Annotated in this window: 10 protein-coding genes and 2 pseudogenes; 2 read left to right on the top strand and 10 right to left on the bottom strand. The window is 44.4% G+C overall.

Annotated elements, in window-relative coordinates:
* Window positions 1-131: 131 nt before the first annotated feature.
* Complete coding sequence (locus tag ACTIE0_RS11840) at window positions 132-2,648, bottom strand: glycogen/starch/alpha-glucan phosphorylase (protein ID WP_439516906.1); 2,517 nt, start codon at window positions 2,646-2,648, stop codon at window positions 132-134.
* Between the two features lie 186 nt (window positions 2,649-2,834).
* Window positions 2,835-3,314, bottom strand: coding sequence for an ankyrin repeat domain-containing protein (locus ACTIE0_RS11835; RefSeq protein WP_006670571.1), 480 nt, complete (start codon window positions 3,312-3,314; stop codon window positions 2,835-2,837).
* A 254-nt stretch (window positions 3,315-3,568) separates the two neighbouring features.
* On the opposite strand from ACTIE0_RS11835, the gene ACTIE0_RS11830 reads away from it, so the two are divergent.
* Window positions 3,569-4,423 carry a methyltransferase domain-containing protein gene (locus ACTIE0_RS11830; protein ID WP_006625616.1) on the top strand — a complete coding sequence of 285 codons (855 nt, stop codon included), beginning with the start codon at window positions 3,569-3,571 and terminating at the stop codon, window positions 4,421-4,423.
* 11 nt (window positions 4,424-4,434) lie between these two features.
* Here ACTIE0_RS11830 and ACTIE0_RS11825 read toward each other — a convergent pair whose 3' ends face one another.
* The 3 genes and pseudogenes from ACTIE0_RS11825 to ACTIE0_RS11815 form a co-directional block, all read right to left on the bottom strand.
* A complete protein-coding gene (locus ACTIE0_RS11825) occupies window positions 4,435-6,870 on the bottom strand; it encodes a DUF1565 domain-containing protein (RefSeq protein ID WP_006625615.1) in 2,436 nt (811 codons plus the stop codon).
* A gap of 226 nt (window positions 6,871-7,096) precedes the next feature.
* Window positions 7,097-8,908: a group II intron reverse transcriptase/maturase gene (gene ltrA / locus ACTIE0_RS11820; RefSeq protein ID WP_439516905.1), complete on the bottom strand. Its 1,812-nt coding sequence runs from the start codon at window positions 8,906-8,908 to the stop codon at window positions 7,097-7,099.
* Window positions 8,909-9,612: 704 nt separating this feature from the next.
* Window positions 9,613-10,185: pseudogene (locus ACTIE0_RS11815) on the bottom strand (HNH endonuclease); the annotation flags it as partial.
* 180 nt (window positions 10,186-10,365) lie between these two features.
* Between ACTIE0_RS11815 and ACTIE0_RS11810 the strand changes: the two are divergent.
* Window positions 10,366-10,557, top strand: a pseudogene (locus ACTIE0_RS11810) (ISKra4 family transposase); the annotation flags it as partial.
* Between the two features lie 78 nt (window positions 10,558-10,635).
* Here ACTIE0_RS11810 and cynS read toward each other — a convergent pair.
* The 5 genes from cynS to ACTIE0_RS11785 all read right to left on the bottom strand — a co-directional run bounded on the left by cynS (window position 10,636) and on the right by ACTIE0_RS11785 (window position 15,283).
* Window positions 10,636-11,076: a cyanase gene (cynS, locus tag ACTIE0_RS11805; RefSeq protein ID WP_006620526.1), complete on the bottom strand. Its 441-nt coding sequence runs from the start codon at window positions 11,074-11,076 to the stop codon at window positions 10,636-10,638.
* Window positions 11,077-11,407: 331 nt separating this feature from the next.
* The gene (locus ACTIE0_RS11800) at window positions 11,408-11,839 is read right to left on the bottom strand and encodes a nuclear transport factor 2 family protein (protein WP_006620528.1); all 432 of its coding nucleotides are present in this window, start codon (window positions 11,837-11,839) and stop codon (window positions 11,408-11,410) included.
* 10 nt (window positions 11,840-11,849) lie between these two features.
* The gene (locus tag ACTIE0_RS11795) at window positions 11,850-12,719 is read right to left on the bottom strand and encodes an ABC transporter ATP-binding protein (protein ID WP_006616530.1); all 870 of its coding nucleotides are present in this window, start codon (window positions 12,717-12,719) and stop codon (window positions 11,850-11,852) included.
* On the bottom strand, window positions 12,719-13,534 hold the full coding sequence (ntrB, locus tag ACTIE0_RS11790) for a nitrate ABC transporter permease (RefSeq protein WP_006620530.1): 816 nt from the start codon (window positions 13,532-13,534) through the stop codon (window positions 12,719-12,721). Before ntrB ends, ACTIE0_RS11795 begins: the two co-directional genes overlap by 1 nt.
* Before the next feature lie 144 nt (window positions 13,535-13,678).
* Window positions 13,679-15,283, bottom strand: coding sequence for a CmpA/NrtA family ABC transporter substrate-binding protein (locus ACTIE0_RS11785; RefSeq protein WP_006620531.1), 1,605 nt, complete (start codon window positions 15,281-15,283; stop codon window positions 13,679-13,681).
* Window positions 15,284-16,270: the final 987 nt, after the last annotated feature.

The following is a 16,270-nucleotide window of genomic DNA, read 5'->3' as shown; positions in this document are numbered from 1 at the left end:
GATTAAACCAAGTCCCAAAAGGGAAGTTAAGTCTACCCGCCAAAAACCGCCTATATATCGAAGCAATCAAGAAAGGGGAAGGTTAATCAAAATTTCCCTTCCTCCCACCCCCATAATATCATGATTAACCCTCAACTGTCAACTCTTAACGCCGTCTGTGGTTGGACATAATCAGCGAGTTGAATGGAAACTGGCGAAGAATGCCAGATCTGATCGCAGTATTCTCGGATAGCGCGGTCAGAAGAGAATTTACCACAACGCGCGGTATTGAGAATGGACATTTTCAACCAACGATCGCGATCGCACCAAACCCGAGAAATGCTATCCTGGCAGTCAAGATAGGATTGGTAGTCAGCAAATAGCATATACTGGTCTTGGTGTAGCAGGGAATCAATCAGAGGCTGAAATAGGGTGCTGTCTTCATCAGCAAAATGACCAGACCCAATCAGATCGATAATCTCCTTGAGTTGAGAATTGCCATAATAATAATCCCAGGGATTATAACCCTCAGCCTTGCGCTGGTAAACCTCATCAGCAGTCAAGCCAAAGCGAAAGAAATTCTCTTGACCAACCTCTTGGCAGATCTCAATATTAGCAGCATCCCAAGTTCCTATGGTCAAAGCACCATTAAGGCAGAACTTCATGTTACCAGTCCCAGAGACTTCCTTACCAGCAGTAGAAATCTGTTCAGAGAGATCAGCAGCCGGATAGAGGATTTGGCATAGTACATTATAGTCTGGAAGGAACACAACTTTCAAGCGATCGCCCACATCTGGATCATGGTTAATCACCTCAGCCACGGAGTGAATCAACTTAATCATTAATTTTGCCATAAAATACCCCGGAGCCGCCTTCCCGGCGAAAATAAACGTGCGAGGGGCAATATTTACAGTCGGGTCTTGCTTAATCCGGTGATAAAGAGTAACAATGTGCAGGATATTCAGATGCTGTCGCTTGTATTCATGAATAGGCTTCACCTGAACATCAAACAGAGACTCTGGGTTAACCGTCACCCCCAAACGCTGTTGAATATGACCAGCCAGAGAACGTTTTAGATCTAGTTTAACCTGTCCCCAACGATAGCGAAAATCCCCATCGTCTGCGAAGCCTTCTAACTGGCGCAAATCATCTAAATGGGTAATCCAATGTTCCCCAATTTTTTCAGAAATCAACTTAGTCAGACCCGGGTTATTTTGGACTAACCAACGTCGTGGCGTTACCCCATTAGTTTTATTGCTGAACTTGTGGGGGAACAATTCATAAAAATCTCCCAGAGTATCTTTAGTCAACAATTCCGTATGTAATTCGGCTACCCCATTAATAGAGTGACTCCCCAAACAAGCCAGGTTAGCCATTCTTATATAACGTTCTCCCGTTTCATCAATTAATGAAAGTCTGGCAATTTTATGACCATCACGACCATTACTATTACGGACTTCTTCTAAAAAGCGGCGGTTAATCTCATAGATAATTTCTAGGTGTCGGGGAAGTAGACGACCCAACAAATTTACTGGCCACTTTTCTAGGGCTTCTGGTAGTAAAGTGTGGTTGGTGTAAGAGAAAGTTTGTTGAGTGATTTCCCAAGCATCATGCCACTGGATATCATGTTCATCCATTAATAACCGCATCAATTCTACTATAGCAATAGCCGGGTGAGTATCATTGAGTTGAACCGCAAATTTATCCGGGAAGGTTTCCAGGTTACCACCGGATTTTAGATGCCAGCGAATCATGTCCTGTAAAGCACAGGAAGCCAAGAAAAATTGCTGTTCTAAACGCAGTTGTCTTCCGGGTATATGTTCATCATTAGGATAGAGAACTTTGGTGATATTTTCAGATACCACTTTTTGGTCAACCGCGCCGTAATAGTCTCCCAGATTAAATGCTTGGAAATTGAAAGACTCTGGCGCTTCTGCTTTCCACAGGCGCAGGGTGTTCACAGTATTGACTTTATAGCCACTAATAGGAGTGTCGTAGGGGATACCTTTAACTACTTGGTGAGGAACCCAAGTGGCGTGATAGTTGTCTTCTTCATCGGTGTAGCCTTCTGTATAGCCACCAAATTTGACCTCGACTGCGGCCTCGGGACGGACGATTTCCCAAGGGTTGCCTTTTTGTAGCCATTTGTCAGTTATTTCTACCTGCCAACCATCTCGGATTTGCTGTTTAAAGGTCCCAAATTCATAGCGAATACCATAACCTATAGCGGGAATTTCTAAGGTGGATAGGGAGTCCATATAGCAGGCGGCGAGACGACCTAAACTGCCATTTCCTAGACCGGGTTCTGGTTCTTGTTCCGCCAATTTTTGCAGGTCTAAACCTGACTCTTCTACGGCTTGTCGAACTTGGTCATAAATTCCCAGGTTGATTAGATGATTGACTAAGTGGGGACCCACCATAAATTCTGAGGATAGGCAAGAGACTACTTTGGTATTATCTGATAGCTGGGTGACGGTGCGAACTGTATTTAACCATCTTGGTAAAAGGCGATCGCGCACCGTGTAAGCTAGGGCTAAATAAAAGTCATTTAAGGTGGCAATTTCTGTATATTTTCCGGTGATATAAAACAGGTTATCTGCTAAGGAATGCCGCAGATTTTCAATACTAACCTGTTGTTGATTGTCGTTATCTGATGAAGTGTCTTTCATAGTTTTTACCAGTTAAATAAGTTGTGAAAATCCAGGATTTGCGAATAATTAATTTCTGCAAAAAATTCCCTATTTACAAGTTGTTAAAATTGGGATTTTTACACCTGGCTTGTATGAGATTAATCCGGATGCAATGGGAGATTTTACACCCGGGAATTATCGTCAATTTGTGCTGGGAAGTATCAGCTAATTATGAGCGTCTCGCCATTTCTTAATCACCGCTACAACTTCTGGATGATTCTCAGAAGATGCCCAAATTAAAGCCGTCCAATTGTTGTTATCCTTAACCCGAAAATTTGCACCCTTATTCAGTAACATCTCAACCATCTGCACATGACCCCTACCAGCGGCTGCCATGAATGCTGTTAAGCCAAAATCGGTCTGAGCATCAATTTCAGCCCCAGCTTGTAGTAAACTTTCAGCTATGGTTAAATGGCCCTGTGCCGCCGCCTCCATCAGCGGAGTCCAGCCATCATTATCTCCCAGGTTAACATCAGCCCCAGCCTCTATGAGATTTTGGGCGATCGCCTCTAGTCCCTGTCCTACTGCTGTCAGCATGGCGGTTGTACCATCATCACCCACAGCATTGATATCTTTTTCCGCAGCTATTAAAGCTGATAATTCCTCAATATTGCCTGTTTTGATGGCTTGAATTAACTCGGTCATAGTCGCTTTACCCTTCTTGCCCTGATGTTATTATCTCATAACCTTAGATTTTGGGAAACTACCAAAAAGCGACTTCTTAATTAATGTTTGATTTGGCTAAAAAATGGGCTATTGTATGAGTTCAATGTACGCTATGATAGCACTAAAATCATGCGATCGCAACCCCCAGACCAGACTGGGGACTGAGACATATAGCATAACAAGTCCGTAGTGCTACCATTGACCCTAATTGATTGTCCATTAGAAAAGCAGCCATGAAATCCACTCTCAATCAACAGATTCAACAGTTTTATGATGCCTCCTCCGCCCTGTGGGAAGAAATTTGGGGGGAACATATGCACCATGGCTACTACGGACCGGAAGGGAATCGGAAAACGGAAAGACGACAGGCGCAAATTGACCTGATCGAAGAATTGCTAAAGTGGGGACTTGATGAGGGAACTCAAACGACTAAGATTTTAGACGTAGGTTGTGGCATTGGGGGGAGTAGTCTTTATTTAGCCGAAAAGTTTAACGCCAGAGTCACAGGCATCACTCTCAGCCCGGTACAAGCCCAACGAGCAGGCGATCGCGCCGCCGAAGCTAGATTAAGTGAAAATGTGAATTTCCAGGTTGCCAACGCCCTAGAAATGCCCTTTGAGGACGAATCCTTTGACCTGGTGTGGTCTCTGGAAAGTGGGGAACATATGCCCAACAAAATCCAATTTTTGCAAGAATGCCACCGAGTCCTCAAACCCGGTGGCACGTTTTTAATGGCTACTTGGTGTCATCGCCCCCTAGGGGGAGAGCAAGGACAACTAACAGACGCAGAACGTCGCCACCTCGCCCAAATTTACCAAGTTTATGCCCTACCCTATATAATCTCATTGCCAGAATATCAAGCGATCGCTACTCGGGTAGGGTTTAATGACATTGACACCGCCGACTGGTCAAAAGCGGTCGCCCCCTTCTGGAATCTAGTCATTGATTCCGCCTTTGACCCCGCAGCCATTTTCGGTTTACTCACCAGCGGACCTTCAACCATCAGAGCGGCATTATCCCTCGGATTAATGAGTCAAGGATATGAACAGGGTTTAATTCGGTTTGGACTACTGCGGGGGACTAAATAATCTAGCCTTGACTAGACAATGTAAGGAGAGTTGATCGCCTCAGCGCGCCCAGTGGCTACCAGAGTTTGATAGAGAATTGCCGAAATTTCCGCACGGGTAATATCCCGTTGAGGAGCGAGGGTAGTCCGAGTTGGATAGTTAACAATAATCCTTCGTTCTGTGGCAGTAGCGATCGCATCTGTAGCATAACTAGGAATCTGACCGCGATCGGTGTAACCATTCAAAGAATTAGGATTACCACCAGTCAACTTGAGACCATTAATCAATGATACCACCGCCTGAGCCCGGTTCAAATTCTCATTAGGTCGGAAAGTGCGATCGGGGAAACCCGCCAAAAATCCCGCCCGGTTGGCTTGTTCAATAGCCATTTTCCCCCAGAAATCAATAGCCACATCCCTAAATGCAGTCGCCTGCTGAATAGGAGCCATATCAAACGCCTTCGCCAGCAAAGCCGCGTGTTGCGCGCGAGTTAAATTCTCATTAGGTCGGAAAGTACCATCAGGGAAGCCACTGATAATATTCATATCAGTCAAGCGCACAATAAACTCTCGCGCCCAATGTCCGGTAATATCACTAAAGCGATCGCTTCCCGGAGGTGGAGTCGGAGTCGGAGTCGGACTGGGACTCGGACTCGGACTGGGACTCGGACTCGGACTGGGACTGGGACTGGGACTCGGACTGGGACTGGGACTGGGAGTCACATTAGCACTAAAATCAATATTTCCCTTCGTGTTAGTGGGGTTAATCTGATTTCCTACAGACACCAAAGTAAACTTCCCAGCATTCTGGACATCATACTTACCATTATTGCGGAAAATATTACCCCCCGCATCTTGAGGGCTACCCAAATCTGGAAAAGCATCTGCAATGACAGTCAAACCATCCTGAAGATTATTCTCAATCAGATTTTTCCGCAACACAGGCTTAGAACTACCCGAAAGTACAAGACCAGTGCGGTTGTTATAAATATGGTTGTCGCTAATCAGCGGAGCCGCAGAGGCTTGAACAGCGATCGCAAATCCAGTATCCTGTAGCTTGTTTCCGCGAATTTCTCCCTTAGCATTTCCCGCCAAAGCGATACCATTACCAGCATTTTTTTCAAAGTGGCTAGTCAAAATCTGAGGGATAGCAGTTCCGGTGACAAAAACCCCCTCCCGCTTGGAGTTAAAAAACCGACAATTAGCCACCACACAATAAACCGACTCGATCCAAACAGCAGTGCCGCGAATTTCCTCATTAGTCACACTCACACCGCGCAGGGTCGAGTTATTTTCCATGACAATAGTTACATTTTGTCCCGCCGCACTAGGACTAGCAAATCGACCACTTCCAGTAATTTGAGTCCCATTACCTTGGCTAGACTCATTACCGATCAACGTGACACCAGAGATCACATACAACGGGAAAGTCTCCCCTGTAGCTGCCGTATAAGTTCCCGGAGCCACTTGTACCACAGTTCCCGCCGTCGCCTGTTGTAAGCCACGGGTGATAGTTTTGAAAGGAGCAGAAGCCGTACCCGCCGCCGAATCATTACCTGTAGATCCGTTAACATGGATAGTAGTGGGTGAGGAAGTCGGAGCGCTCTGAGCCACCACATTGATATTACCCTGAACTCGGCCAGCACTGAGCAAATTACCAAAAGAGGCGATCGCCACTGAGCCAGCATGATTAATATCAAACCCGCCATTATTGCGAATCATATTACCACCCGATTCGCTGGCGCTACCCAAATCAGGAGCCGCATTATTAGTAATTACAACACCATCGCCAGTGTTGCGCTCAATCAAATTACGTCGTAGAATAGGGCGAGAGTTACCAGCAATTAGGAGACCCGAGCGATTTTCAAAAAGCGTGTTATCACTAATGCGGGTCTGAACTTCACCCTTAACCGAAATACCATAGCCCGTATTTTGGAAGGAATTGTTGCGTACTTCCCCTTGAACATTACCCTCCAGCGAGAGGCCATAGCCTTCATTTTCCACAAAGGCATTACTGAGGATATTAGGATAGCCATTACCCGTAGCGTAAATTCCCTCGCGCCGACAGCGGGTAAATGTGCAGTGTACAATATTAGGCGAGGTAGACTCGACCCAAACTCCCGTACCCCTCACTTGGTTATTAGTTACTGTCACCCCCCGCAGTTCAGCGTTGGTAGCCATCACGATAGTAACTTCTTGGCCGCCTGTACTAGGGCTACTATGGCGACCACTACCTTCAATCAAAATCCCGCTTCCGGTTCCCGATTCATTTCCCACCACAGTGACCCCGCTAGGAATCATAATTGGGAACTGTTCCCCAGTAGCGCTATTATAGGTTCCAGTTTCTAATTGAATGAAAGTTCCTGATTCAACTTTAGCGCAGGCTGCCGTCAGAGTTTTGTAGGGAGATGATTGGCTCCCGTCGCCCTGATCGTTGCCAGTAGATGGATTAACGTAAACTGTTGCCATAATTCTATTGTTGTTGGTGTTGCCAATTTCTGCAATATTTTCGGTAGCTGTTAAACCGCCTAGTTGATGGCACTTGCCACCAGTAACGTGGCGGATTTAGCGGTAGTGGGGGTTCTGTCTGACCCACAATCGGGAAACCATCGCGCACCATTAGGGGTCGAGAATGGAGTCGCCTCCATTCCCTCCCATTCAGAACCGTGCGTGAAAGTTTCCCTTCACACGGCTCCTAGTCTGACTGTTCCATTGTTAAGGATACAGCTTTGGCGTTGTTTAACGCCGTTTTATCATCGTGACAGTGGCGGTGTAATAGTTGAAGATTCTTATATTCATCCTTTCCACCTTGGCTTCGAGGTATAATGTGGTCAACTTCAACTAAATCCGATGGTGCGAAATACTGTCCACACCAGGTACACCTCCCCTTTTGCTTCTTGAGTAGTTTGGCTACTCTAATTGGCGTATCAATTGCTTGTCCTTTCCTGGTTGCCCAGTAAGTCCAATTTCCGTCGTATGGTGTTGCTTCCGGGCGTATTAGGGTATGTCTGACAATTGGAGTCCAGTTATGTTTCCATAATTGAATTCCATCCTTAGTCTTGAATAACCAAGTTTCATGTCTTTCTTTTCCGTTGCTAAGTTTAACCGTTCCTTTGTGGAAGTAGTTTCCTAGCTTTTCGTAACTTGCCTTTCCGCATCTTGATGATGTCCATGCCCGTAACATTAACCAAATTATGTGGTCTAGTTTAACGAAGGTCTCAGATGAGACGACTCCTGAATAGTAGTTTGACCATCCCCTTATGATTGGGTTTAGTCTGCTAATCAGGGCTGATTGAGGTGCTGTTTTATGTTGTTCAATTACACCTTTTATCACTTCTGTATGGGCTTTAATTGCCTTTTTGTTGGGTTTGATATGAGTTTTGAGTCCCAACATTTTGTGAGGGTTTTTATTAAATAGGAAGCCTCCTTTTCTTCTTCCCCCACTTTTTCCAGATTTATATTTTCCTACTGGATATTGCCTGATATTGAATCCTAGAAAGTCAAATCCTGGTTCTTCTGTTTTGCCGTTATACTCAATGGGATTGAGCGTATGGCAAATTCGAGTCTTTTCAGGTTTTATTTCTAGTCCTACAGGTTTTAGCCATTCGGAAATGGCAATTTTGCACTGTTCAATGATTCTTAGGTCTTTGGATATGACCACAAAATCATCGGCGTATCTTATGAGGTTTACCTGAAAGGTTGTTCCTTTATTTGGATACATTGTCTTTATGAACCTAACCATCCCATCCAGTGCGATGTTGGCTAGGAGTGGACTTATTACCCCTCCTTGGGGTGTCCCTGCTTCTGTATCCTCGAATACACCGTTATCTAGCACGCCTGCTTTGAGCCATGATTTCAGGTCTCTTTTTAGACTGCTTGGACAATGAATTTTGGACAGAAGGTAATCATGGTTTATTCGGTCAAAACATTTAGCTATATCTGCATCCAGAACGTAATAACCTCCTTTGTTGATACTCTGAAAGATTCTGGATATTGCATCATGGGCAGACCTTCCAGGTCTGAATCCATAGCTAGTGCCTTCAAATCTCGATTCCCATTCAGGTTCGAGAGCCGACTTAACCAAGGCTTGCCTCGCTCTATCTTGGATTGTGGGTATTCCCAGGGGGCGTTTTTCATCCCTTCCAGGTTTTGGAATCCACACCCGTCGCAGTGGTTTTGCTTTGAGGTTTCTTTTAATATTCTCAACAAGTTCAAACCTTTGCCTTGGTGAGATTGCTCTCATTCCATCGACACCGGCTGTTTTTTTGCCTTGATTATCTTGGGTCACTCGCCGCACTGCTAAGAGTCGGGCATAATATGATTTCACCAATAGACGTTGCAACCTTCTTGCCTTTGCATCCTGTCCCGATTTAGCTGCTTGAAATATCCTCTTTTGGAGCTTGAAAACTTTTCTCTGAACTTTCGCCCAGGGAATTTGTTTCCATACATTCGTAGTCTTGATTGGCTTTGATTTCTCAAAACCTTTCTTTAAACTCGCTTTCGTCATAGTAACTCCTACTAGACTCTATTCTTTACAATCAAACCGTGACCCGTTAGCATATCCCTACCATTACAGTTGGGCGTTGGCTTCTGGTCACATCTCACATCCTCTAAGACTTGCGGTTACACTTATCCCTACTGATATCTCGACCAGATATTCAGAGTCTAAGAGGACTTAAAACGTTCCGTTTATATGGGCATTCCATCTTTAGATTTGTCCTATCCACCGGGGTACTTTAAAGGTCTGTGTAGGTGTTTTATAGAGAACCCTACTTTTCCCCTTACTCTTTTGAGCGCAGCGTATCAACCTGTTTCGCTGCGGATTGATGACGATGGTTCAAGCCGGACATTCGGTTTCCCTAATCATGGATGGTTGGCAGTGGTCGCATCTGGTAGTGGGTTCTACTTCACGCCTTCCGTTCCCCGCTTCAATCCTGGGGTTATGATTCCCAAAATTGGGGGTGGCTATCGCCGTTACTCTCAACTTCATGCTATACTAGGTGGGTCACAACTCCCACCGTTCAAGCGTTCTGTCTTGACCTTGAGTCCCCTGCCTTGCTTAGATTTCTCTAAGCGTCGGGACATATAAACAGTTATGAGATGGTCAGGGAAGCGACTCCCTATATTCCACCAAGGGGTGTAAGTCCCACCGGGCAGTTATTTCGGGTATTGCCACCCTATGCGCGTGCCTGAACGTTTCGCACCTCTCTGTTAAGAGTACAGCAACCTCTCTTCATCAAGAGCTGTTTGATCATCGTGACAATGGCGGTGTAGTAACTGAAGATTCTTGTATTCATCCTTTCCACCGTGGCTTCGAGGTACAATGTGGTCTACCTCAGTTAAATCTGATGGGGTAAAGTATTGCCCACACCAGGTACACCTGCCTTTTTGCTTTTTAAGTAGTTTGGCTACCTTTACTGGCGTGTCGATTGCTTGTCCTTTTCTGGTTGCCCAGTAAGTTCAATTCCCGTCATAAAGTGTTGCGTCTGGGCGTATTAGGGTATGTCTGACAATCGGAGTCCAATTATGTTTCCATAGTGTAAGTCCATCTTTGGTTTTGAATAACCAAGTTTCATGTCTTTCTTTCCCGTTACTGAGTGTGACCGTTCCCGGTCTATAGTAATTTCTCAGTTTTTCGATGTTTGCCTTTCCGCATTTTGAAGCTGTCCATGCCCGCAACATTTGCCAGATTGTGTGGTCTAGCTTATTGAAGGTCTCAGATGAGATGACTCCTGAATAGTAATTAGACCATCCCCAAATAATCGGGTTTAGTTTGTTTATCAGGGTGCATCTCAGTTAGGAAATGAGTAATTGTACTTAGTGCAACCTTCACCCACAGCCCTACATAATGAGCGAAGCACCACTCACCCTCCCTCTACTCATGGATTCTCAGAAACCAGCTCAACTCCAGCAACACCTTGACGCGATTGCGGCCATTCTCTACAGCGAAGCTAACCCTGCTATCACCAGACTAGGATTATAGACTACCAGGCTGGGCAGGAAGCGGGGCAATCGATTGGTTCGGGTCGGGTGGAGTCGTTGGTGAAACAAATTGGGATGAGGGTGAAGTTGCCGGGGGCACAATGGCGAAAGGAGAATGTGCCGAAGGTGTTGAGGCGTCGCTGTGCCTACCTAAATGGCGCGTTAGCTGCTTAATCAGGGTAAGAGTAGATTTTTGCCCTGAGTAATTATACTCATCTCCTAATTGAGATGCACCCATCTATTTAATTAGTGCTACCACTTCTTATAAGGTAAGAACTTACCACACATAATCACCTGGACACGATCGCCCTTAGGATCTTCAACCTTTTCCACATCGAGGGTAAAATCGATCGCACTCATGATACCATCCCCAAACTTTTCATGGATTACCTCTTTTATAGGCATCCCATACACCTGCATGATTTCATAAAAACGATAAATCAGAGGATCAGAAGGAATAACAGGATCTAAAGAACCCTTGAGAGGAGGCACAGTCAACTCATCCGCTAACTCCGCAGGTAAACCCAAAGCCTCCACCAACTTTTTGGCTTCAGCCTCATCCGCACTCGCCTGACGATAAATCACTGACGCAATCCAAACCTCATCCCGTCCTAAAAGTTGCTCCAACTCAGTAAAACTAACGCCTCTTGCTTTCTTAGCAGCCAATAATTTTTCAGTAATAGGTGCAGTCATTTAAAATTCTCCTTATTTGTTGATTTTTTGATTGGTAAACATGGTAGTCCTAAATAACTTGTAATATTGAGTCCAGATAAATAGCAATAGTGGAAACCCCCAGAATTAGGAGATTTAGGGGGCAAAAACCCCGACTTTTGATATAACTGATTATCCAAACTTGTAAACCATTAGCCTTCATTGCCCCCTTGTTAAGGGAGGTAAGGGGAGATCTGATCTTACAATTCAAAAGGACTACCATAAATAAATTAATTGTTTTGTTGAGACTCCCCCCTTATTAAGAGGGTTGGGGGGGGATCTAGCCCCAAATTTGCGGGGAACAGACAAGGATCTAATCCCTTTCCCAAAGGAACTTACGATCCGATTCAGCAATAGCCAGATCATTGATACTCGCAAATCGATATTGCATCAAACCATTTTCCGCAAATTCCCACATCTCATTACCATAGGCACGATACCACTGGTTAGATGAATCATGCCACTCATACTCAAACCGCACCGCAATGCGATCGCCCGTAAAAGCCCATAGCTCCTTACGCAAACGATAATCCAACTCCGTTGCCCATTTACGATACAAAAAAGCCTTAATCTCCTTCCTACCAGACAAAAACTCATCACGATTGCGCCATTGAGAATCAACCGTATAAGCTAAAACAACCTTTTCAGGATCTCTGATATTCCAAGCATCCTCAGCCATCTTGACCTTTTGAGTCGCCGTCTCTAGGGTAAAAGGAGGAAAAGGGGGTTTAGATTCAGTTACCATAATCACCTTCCTAAGCCACCCTCGCTTCTTCCACGGCGCGAGTTTCTCGGTATAAATGTTCCTCCATCGCCACCTTCAAATCATGATAGGCGGGATGTTCTTCCACCTCAAGACGATTGCGAGGACGAGGAAAAGGCACATCCAACACCTGAGCAATACCGGCCGCCGGACCTTTGGTCATCATAATAATCTTATCAGACAGTAACAAAGCCTCATCAATACTGTGAGTAATCATGATTACAGTTTTGCGATGTTCTTCCCAAATTCGCTCGATTTCTTCCTGCAAAAAACCACGAGTTAGAGCATCTAGCGCCCCAAAAGGCTCATCCATCAGCAAAATATCAGGATTAATAGCCAAAGCTCTGGCTATCCCTACCCTTTGCCTCATACCCCCTGATAACTCATGGGGATGTTTTTTTGCCGCCCCTTCCAGGTTCACCATTTGTAAATGCTCTTTTACAATTCTTTTTAAATTGGTAGGAGACATTTTCGGGTAAACCGTCTCCAGGGCAAAGCGGATATTTTCCTCCACCGTCATCCAAGGCATGAGGGCATAATTTTGGAACACCATACCACGATCAGGCCCCGGCCCTGTGATGGGTTCTTTGTTCATCATTACCGAGCCTGTGGTTGCCGAGGTTAAACCAGCGATAATACTCAATAAAGTAGATTTACCACAACCCGAAGGGCCAATGATACTGACAAAATTATTGTATTCAATATTGAGATTGATATTTTCAAGGGCGACAAAAGTTTTTTTCTTACTGCCAAATAAGCCATGCTTAGTAGAAAATACCTTTGATACTCCCCTTAAACATACCTGAACAGTATCTGGGGCTTCAAGATAAGTTAAATATTCTGGTTGATTAGATACAGTCATTATTTTTTACCGAAAGAAACAAGATTTTCAAGGAAGATAAAAATTTGGTCAAGTATTAAACCCACCAAACCGATGATGATAATGGCAACGATAATATTAGGTAAATATAGGTTATTCCATTCATTCCAGATGAAGTAACCTAACCCTGTGCCCAAAAGCATTTCTGCCGCCACGATTACCAACCAAGAAATACCCATACTGATTCTTAATCCCGAAATAATATTAGGTAGTGCCGCCGGAATAATTACCTTAAAAATAGTGCGCCAACGGGAAGCACCCAAAGTTCTCGCCACATCAAGATAATCGGAGTTAACATTACTAACCCCAAAAGCTGTATTGACAAGGGTAGGCCAAATACTACTGATTAAGATAATAAAAATACCTGTTTTTTCGGAATCTCGGAATAAATATAAACCCAAAGGCAACCAAGCCAAAGGAGAAACTGGTTTGAGTAACTGTACATAGGGGTTAAACGCTTTCGCAGCAATTTTAGAAATACCGATTAAAATGCCCAAGGGTACGGCAATCACCGAAGCCATAATATAACCGATTGCCACCCGTCGCAAACTAATCAATAAATTCCAACCAATACCCATATCATTAGGGCCATTATTGAAAAAAGGATTAGTCAACCACCACCACAACTCCTTAATAGTCAGAGAAGCGGTAGGTACTCCTTGGGAAAATAGTTCCAGATTTGCCCCTATTTCCCACGATGAGAGAAAAATGCCGAGGGAAATAAGGAATATCCCCAGCGCTTTTATGTTTTCATTTTCTAAGAATTGTTTAAATTTATTGTCTTGAGTAATATTCATCTTGACTGCAATTAGTGTTCTCTTTCTTGCCAAAACAACAAGGCAAACTCTGCATTAGTTTTACCCCCCTATCCACAAAAAATTGTGGAATTGATAAGTAACTATTCATTACCCCCTTATTAAGGGGCTAGGGAGGATAAACTCCTAGAAGCCAAACTCATCAATTTGAGCCTGTATATAGCCTTCTGGATCTTGAGGGTTAAATTCATCCAAAGCCAGGGTTTCCGTGCGATAAATATCATCAGGGGGAGTCTGTCCTAATTCCTGAGCCAATTCCCTCGCTAAATCCGTTAAAAACACATCCTGCCCGATTTCGTCATAACTACCATCAGCGATCAATTGGGCTGCCCTACCATTTCCTGAAATATCCCAACGGACTAACTGAGACGTAATCCAGTTAGCAAAACTCTGCCAAGGATAGGGGTCAAAATCGATGCGATCGGGTACATTAAAACTATTACCCAAACCATCTTCAAAATTACCCGTTAATACGGCTTTAACCACCTCCACAGGTTGATTAAGGAAAGATCTACCAGAAATAGCCTCGGCAATTTCCTCCCTATTTCCTGACTCACTAGCGTAATCCGTTGCCTGAATAATTGCTTTATTCAAAGCTCGGAAAGTATTAGGATTATCGTTTATCCAAGTATCACTGGCTGCAAAAGCACAACAGGGATGACCATCCCAAAGATCTTTGGTAAGTTTATAAATAAACCCTGCCCCTTCAAAAACGGCTCTTTGGTTAAAAGGATCAGGCATCAAGAAACCATCAATATCTCCAGCAATTAGCTGGGCAATACTATCTGGGGGAGGTACAGAGCGAATGGTAACATCAGTATCGGGATTAATACCACCAGTGGCGAGATAATATCTGAGCAGTAAATTGTGCATTGAATAAGGGAAAGGTACACCCAAAACAAAGCCTCTAAAATCTTCTGGCTTATTGACATTACCCCGATGCTTGTCGGCTATGGTAATGGCTTGACCATTAATATTTTCAATACTAGCCAGTTTCACTCCAAAGGTAGCCGAGCCTAATCCTAAAGTCATGGCAATGGGCATGGGGGCTAACATATGATAAGCATCCAATTCCCCCGCAATGGCGGAATCTCTTATCGCTCCCCAGCTTGGCATTCTGACGTTCTGAGTATTTAGACCATGTTTTTGATAAAAGCCCAAAGGCTGAGACATAATAATGGGAGTTGCACAGGTAATGGGAATAAAGCCCACTCGTAAATCTGTTTTTTCCAAATCCGATACATCTGGGGGAGGATCATCAGGATCAATTACCGTATCCCCACAAGCATTTACCAGGGTAACAAGGGCTGCACCGATGGCAATATTTTGTAAAAACTTACGGCGACTTACTTCCCCATTACGGATGGCATCCCCAAAAAACTGCCCAGATTTTGCTCCAAAGGCGGCAGAAAAGGCATTATCCAAACCTCCCGCTTGTTTTGCTAATTCCAAGACCAATTTTTCACGCTTGGGATTACCTTTACCCGCCATTTTCAAAAATAACTCTTTTCTTAGTTCGGCGGTACTCAGAGCATCGGCAATACCAAATGTTTGGGGTTTATATACTCCCATCTTGGTCAAGTCATTGATCATGTGCAAAGGATCACTGGGCATGGTTTCCATGAATTCCCAATGAGATTGACTTGGATGAAATTTACCACATTTAATACAAAGGTTTTCTACTCCTTTCCATTCATCTCGCTGAGATAAGACCGTCTTTGCGAATTTCATGATTATACATGTGAGTAGATAAACTGACCATGTGCATTAAACTGTTTTCTCCGACATGAACTGTATCAATAGATACTTTTACCTGAAGTTTTTTCCCTTTTTTGCGCTCAACCATTTTATTTAACCAATATAAAATTGGCGCTGGTGCGTTGGCTGTTCGGCGGTGCGGGTGCTGGTTTGTTGTTAGTTGTCCAGTGTTTGTTGGCTCGTTGCCGGCTGGCCAGTTCGGGCGGGGCTGGCCGCTCTCTGTTTGGGCGCTGTAGTGGCTTGCGGGCGGGCGTTTGTTAGCTCGCTCGCTTTTTTTTTGCGGATAACAGGTTAGGCAATCCCCTTATTTAGGATAACCGCGGCCATTCTGTTTCCATAAAGTGCAACCTCTTGGTGCGAGACGTTTAGGAGTCAAATAAGGCTGCAATGCCTGAAATAACCTCCTAGTGGGACTTTCACCCCTTGGTGAAATATAAGGGACTCGTACCCTGACCATCCCATAACTGTTTATATGTCCCAACGTTTGGTATAGAAATATACAAAACAAGGCAGGGAACTCAAGGTCAAAACGCCCAACTGGAAATATTAATGATTCCTTAACAATTGCGTTGAGAGTAACGGCGATAGCCACCCCCAGTTTTGGGAATCACAAACCCGGGATTGAAGCGGGGAACGGAAGGCTCTGAGGTTTAACCTAACACCAAAAACGAGACCACTGCCAACCATCCAGGAGATTAGGGAAACCGAATGTCTGGCTTGAACCATCGTCATAAGTAGGCAGCGAAATAGGTTGTCACGCTGCGCTCAAAAGAGCAAGGGGAAAAGCAGGAAGTTTTTAGTATTACCTGCACAGACCTTTATAAGTAACCCCGGTGGATAGGACAAATCTAAAGATGGAATGCCCATATAAATGGAACGTTTAAACCTACATTCCGCAGGTTGACAGGGAATAAAAGATATGGTGCTAGTCTAGGCTAGAAAGGGTTCCTTCGAGCGGTA

The sequence above is a fragment of the Limnospira sp. genome (genome assembly GCF_051859755.1).
GTDB lineage: Bacteria > Cyanobacteriota > Cyanobacteriia > Cyanobacteriales > Microcoleaceae > Limnospira > Limnospira fusiformis.
This window is presented reverse-complemented; position numbering and strand designations above follow the sequence as displayed.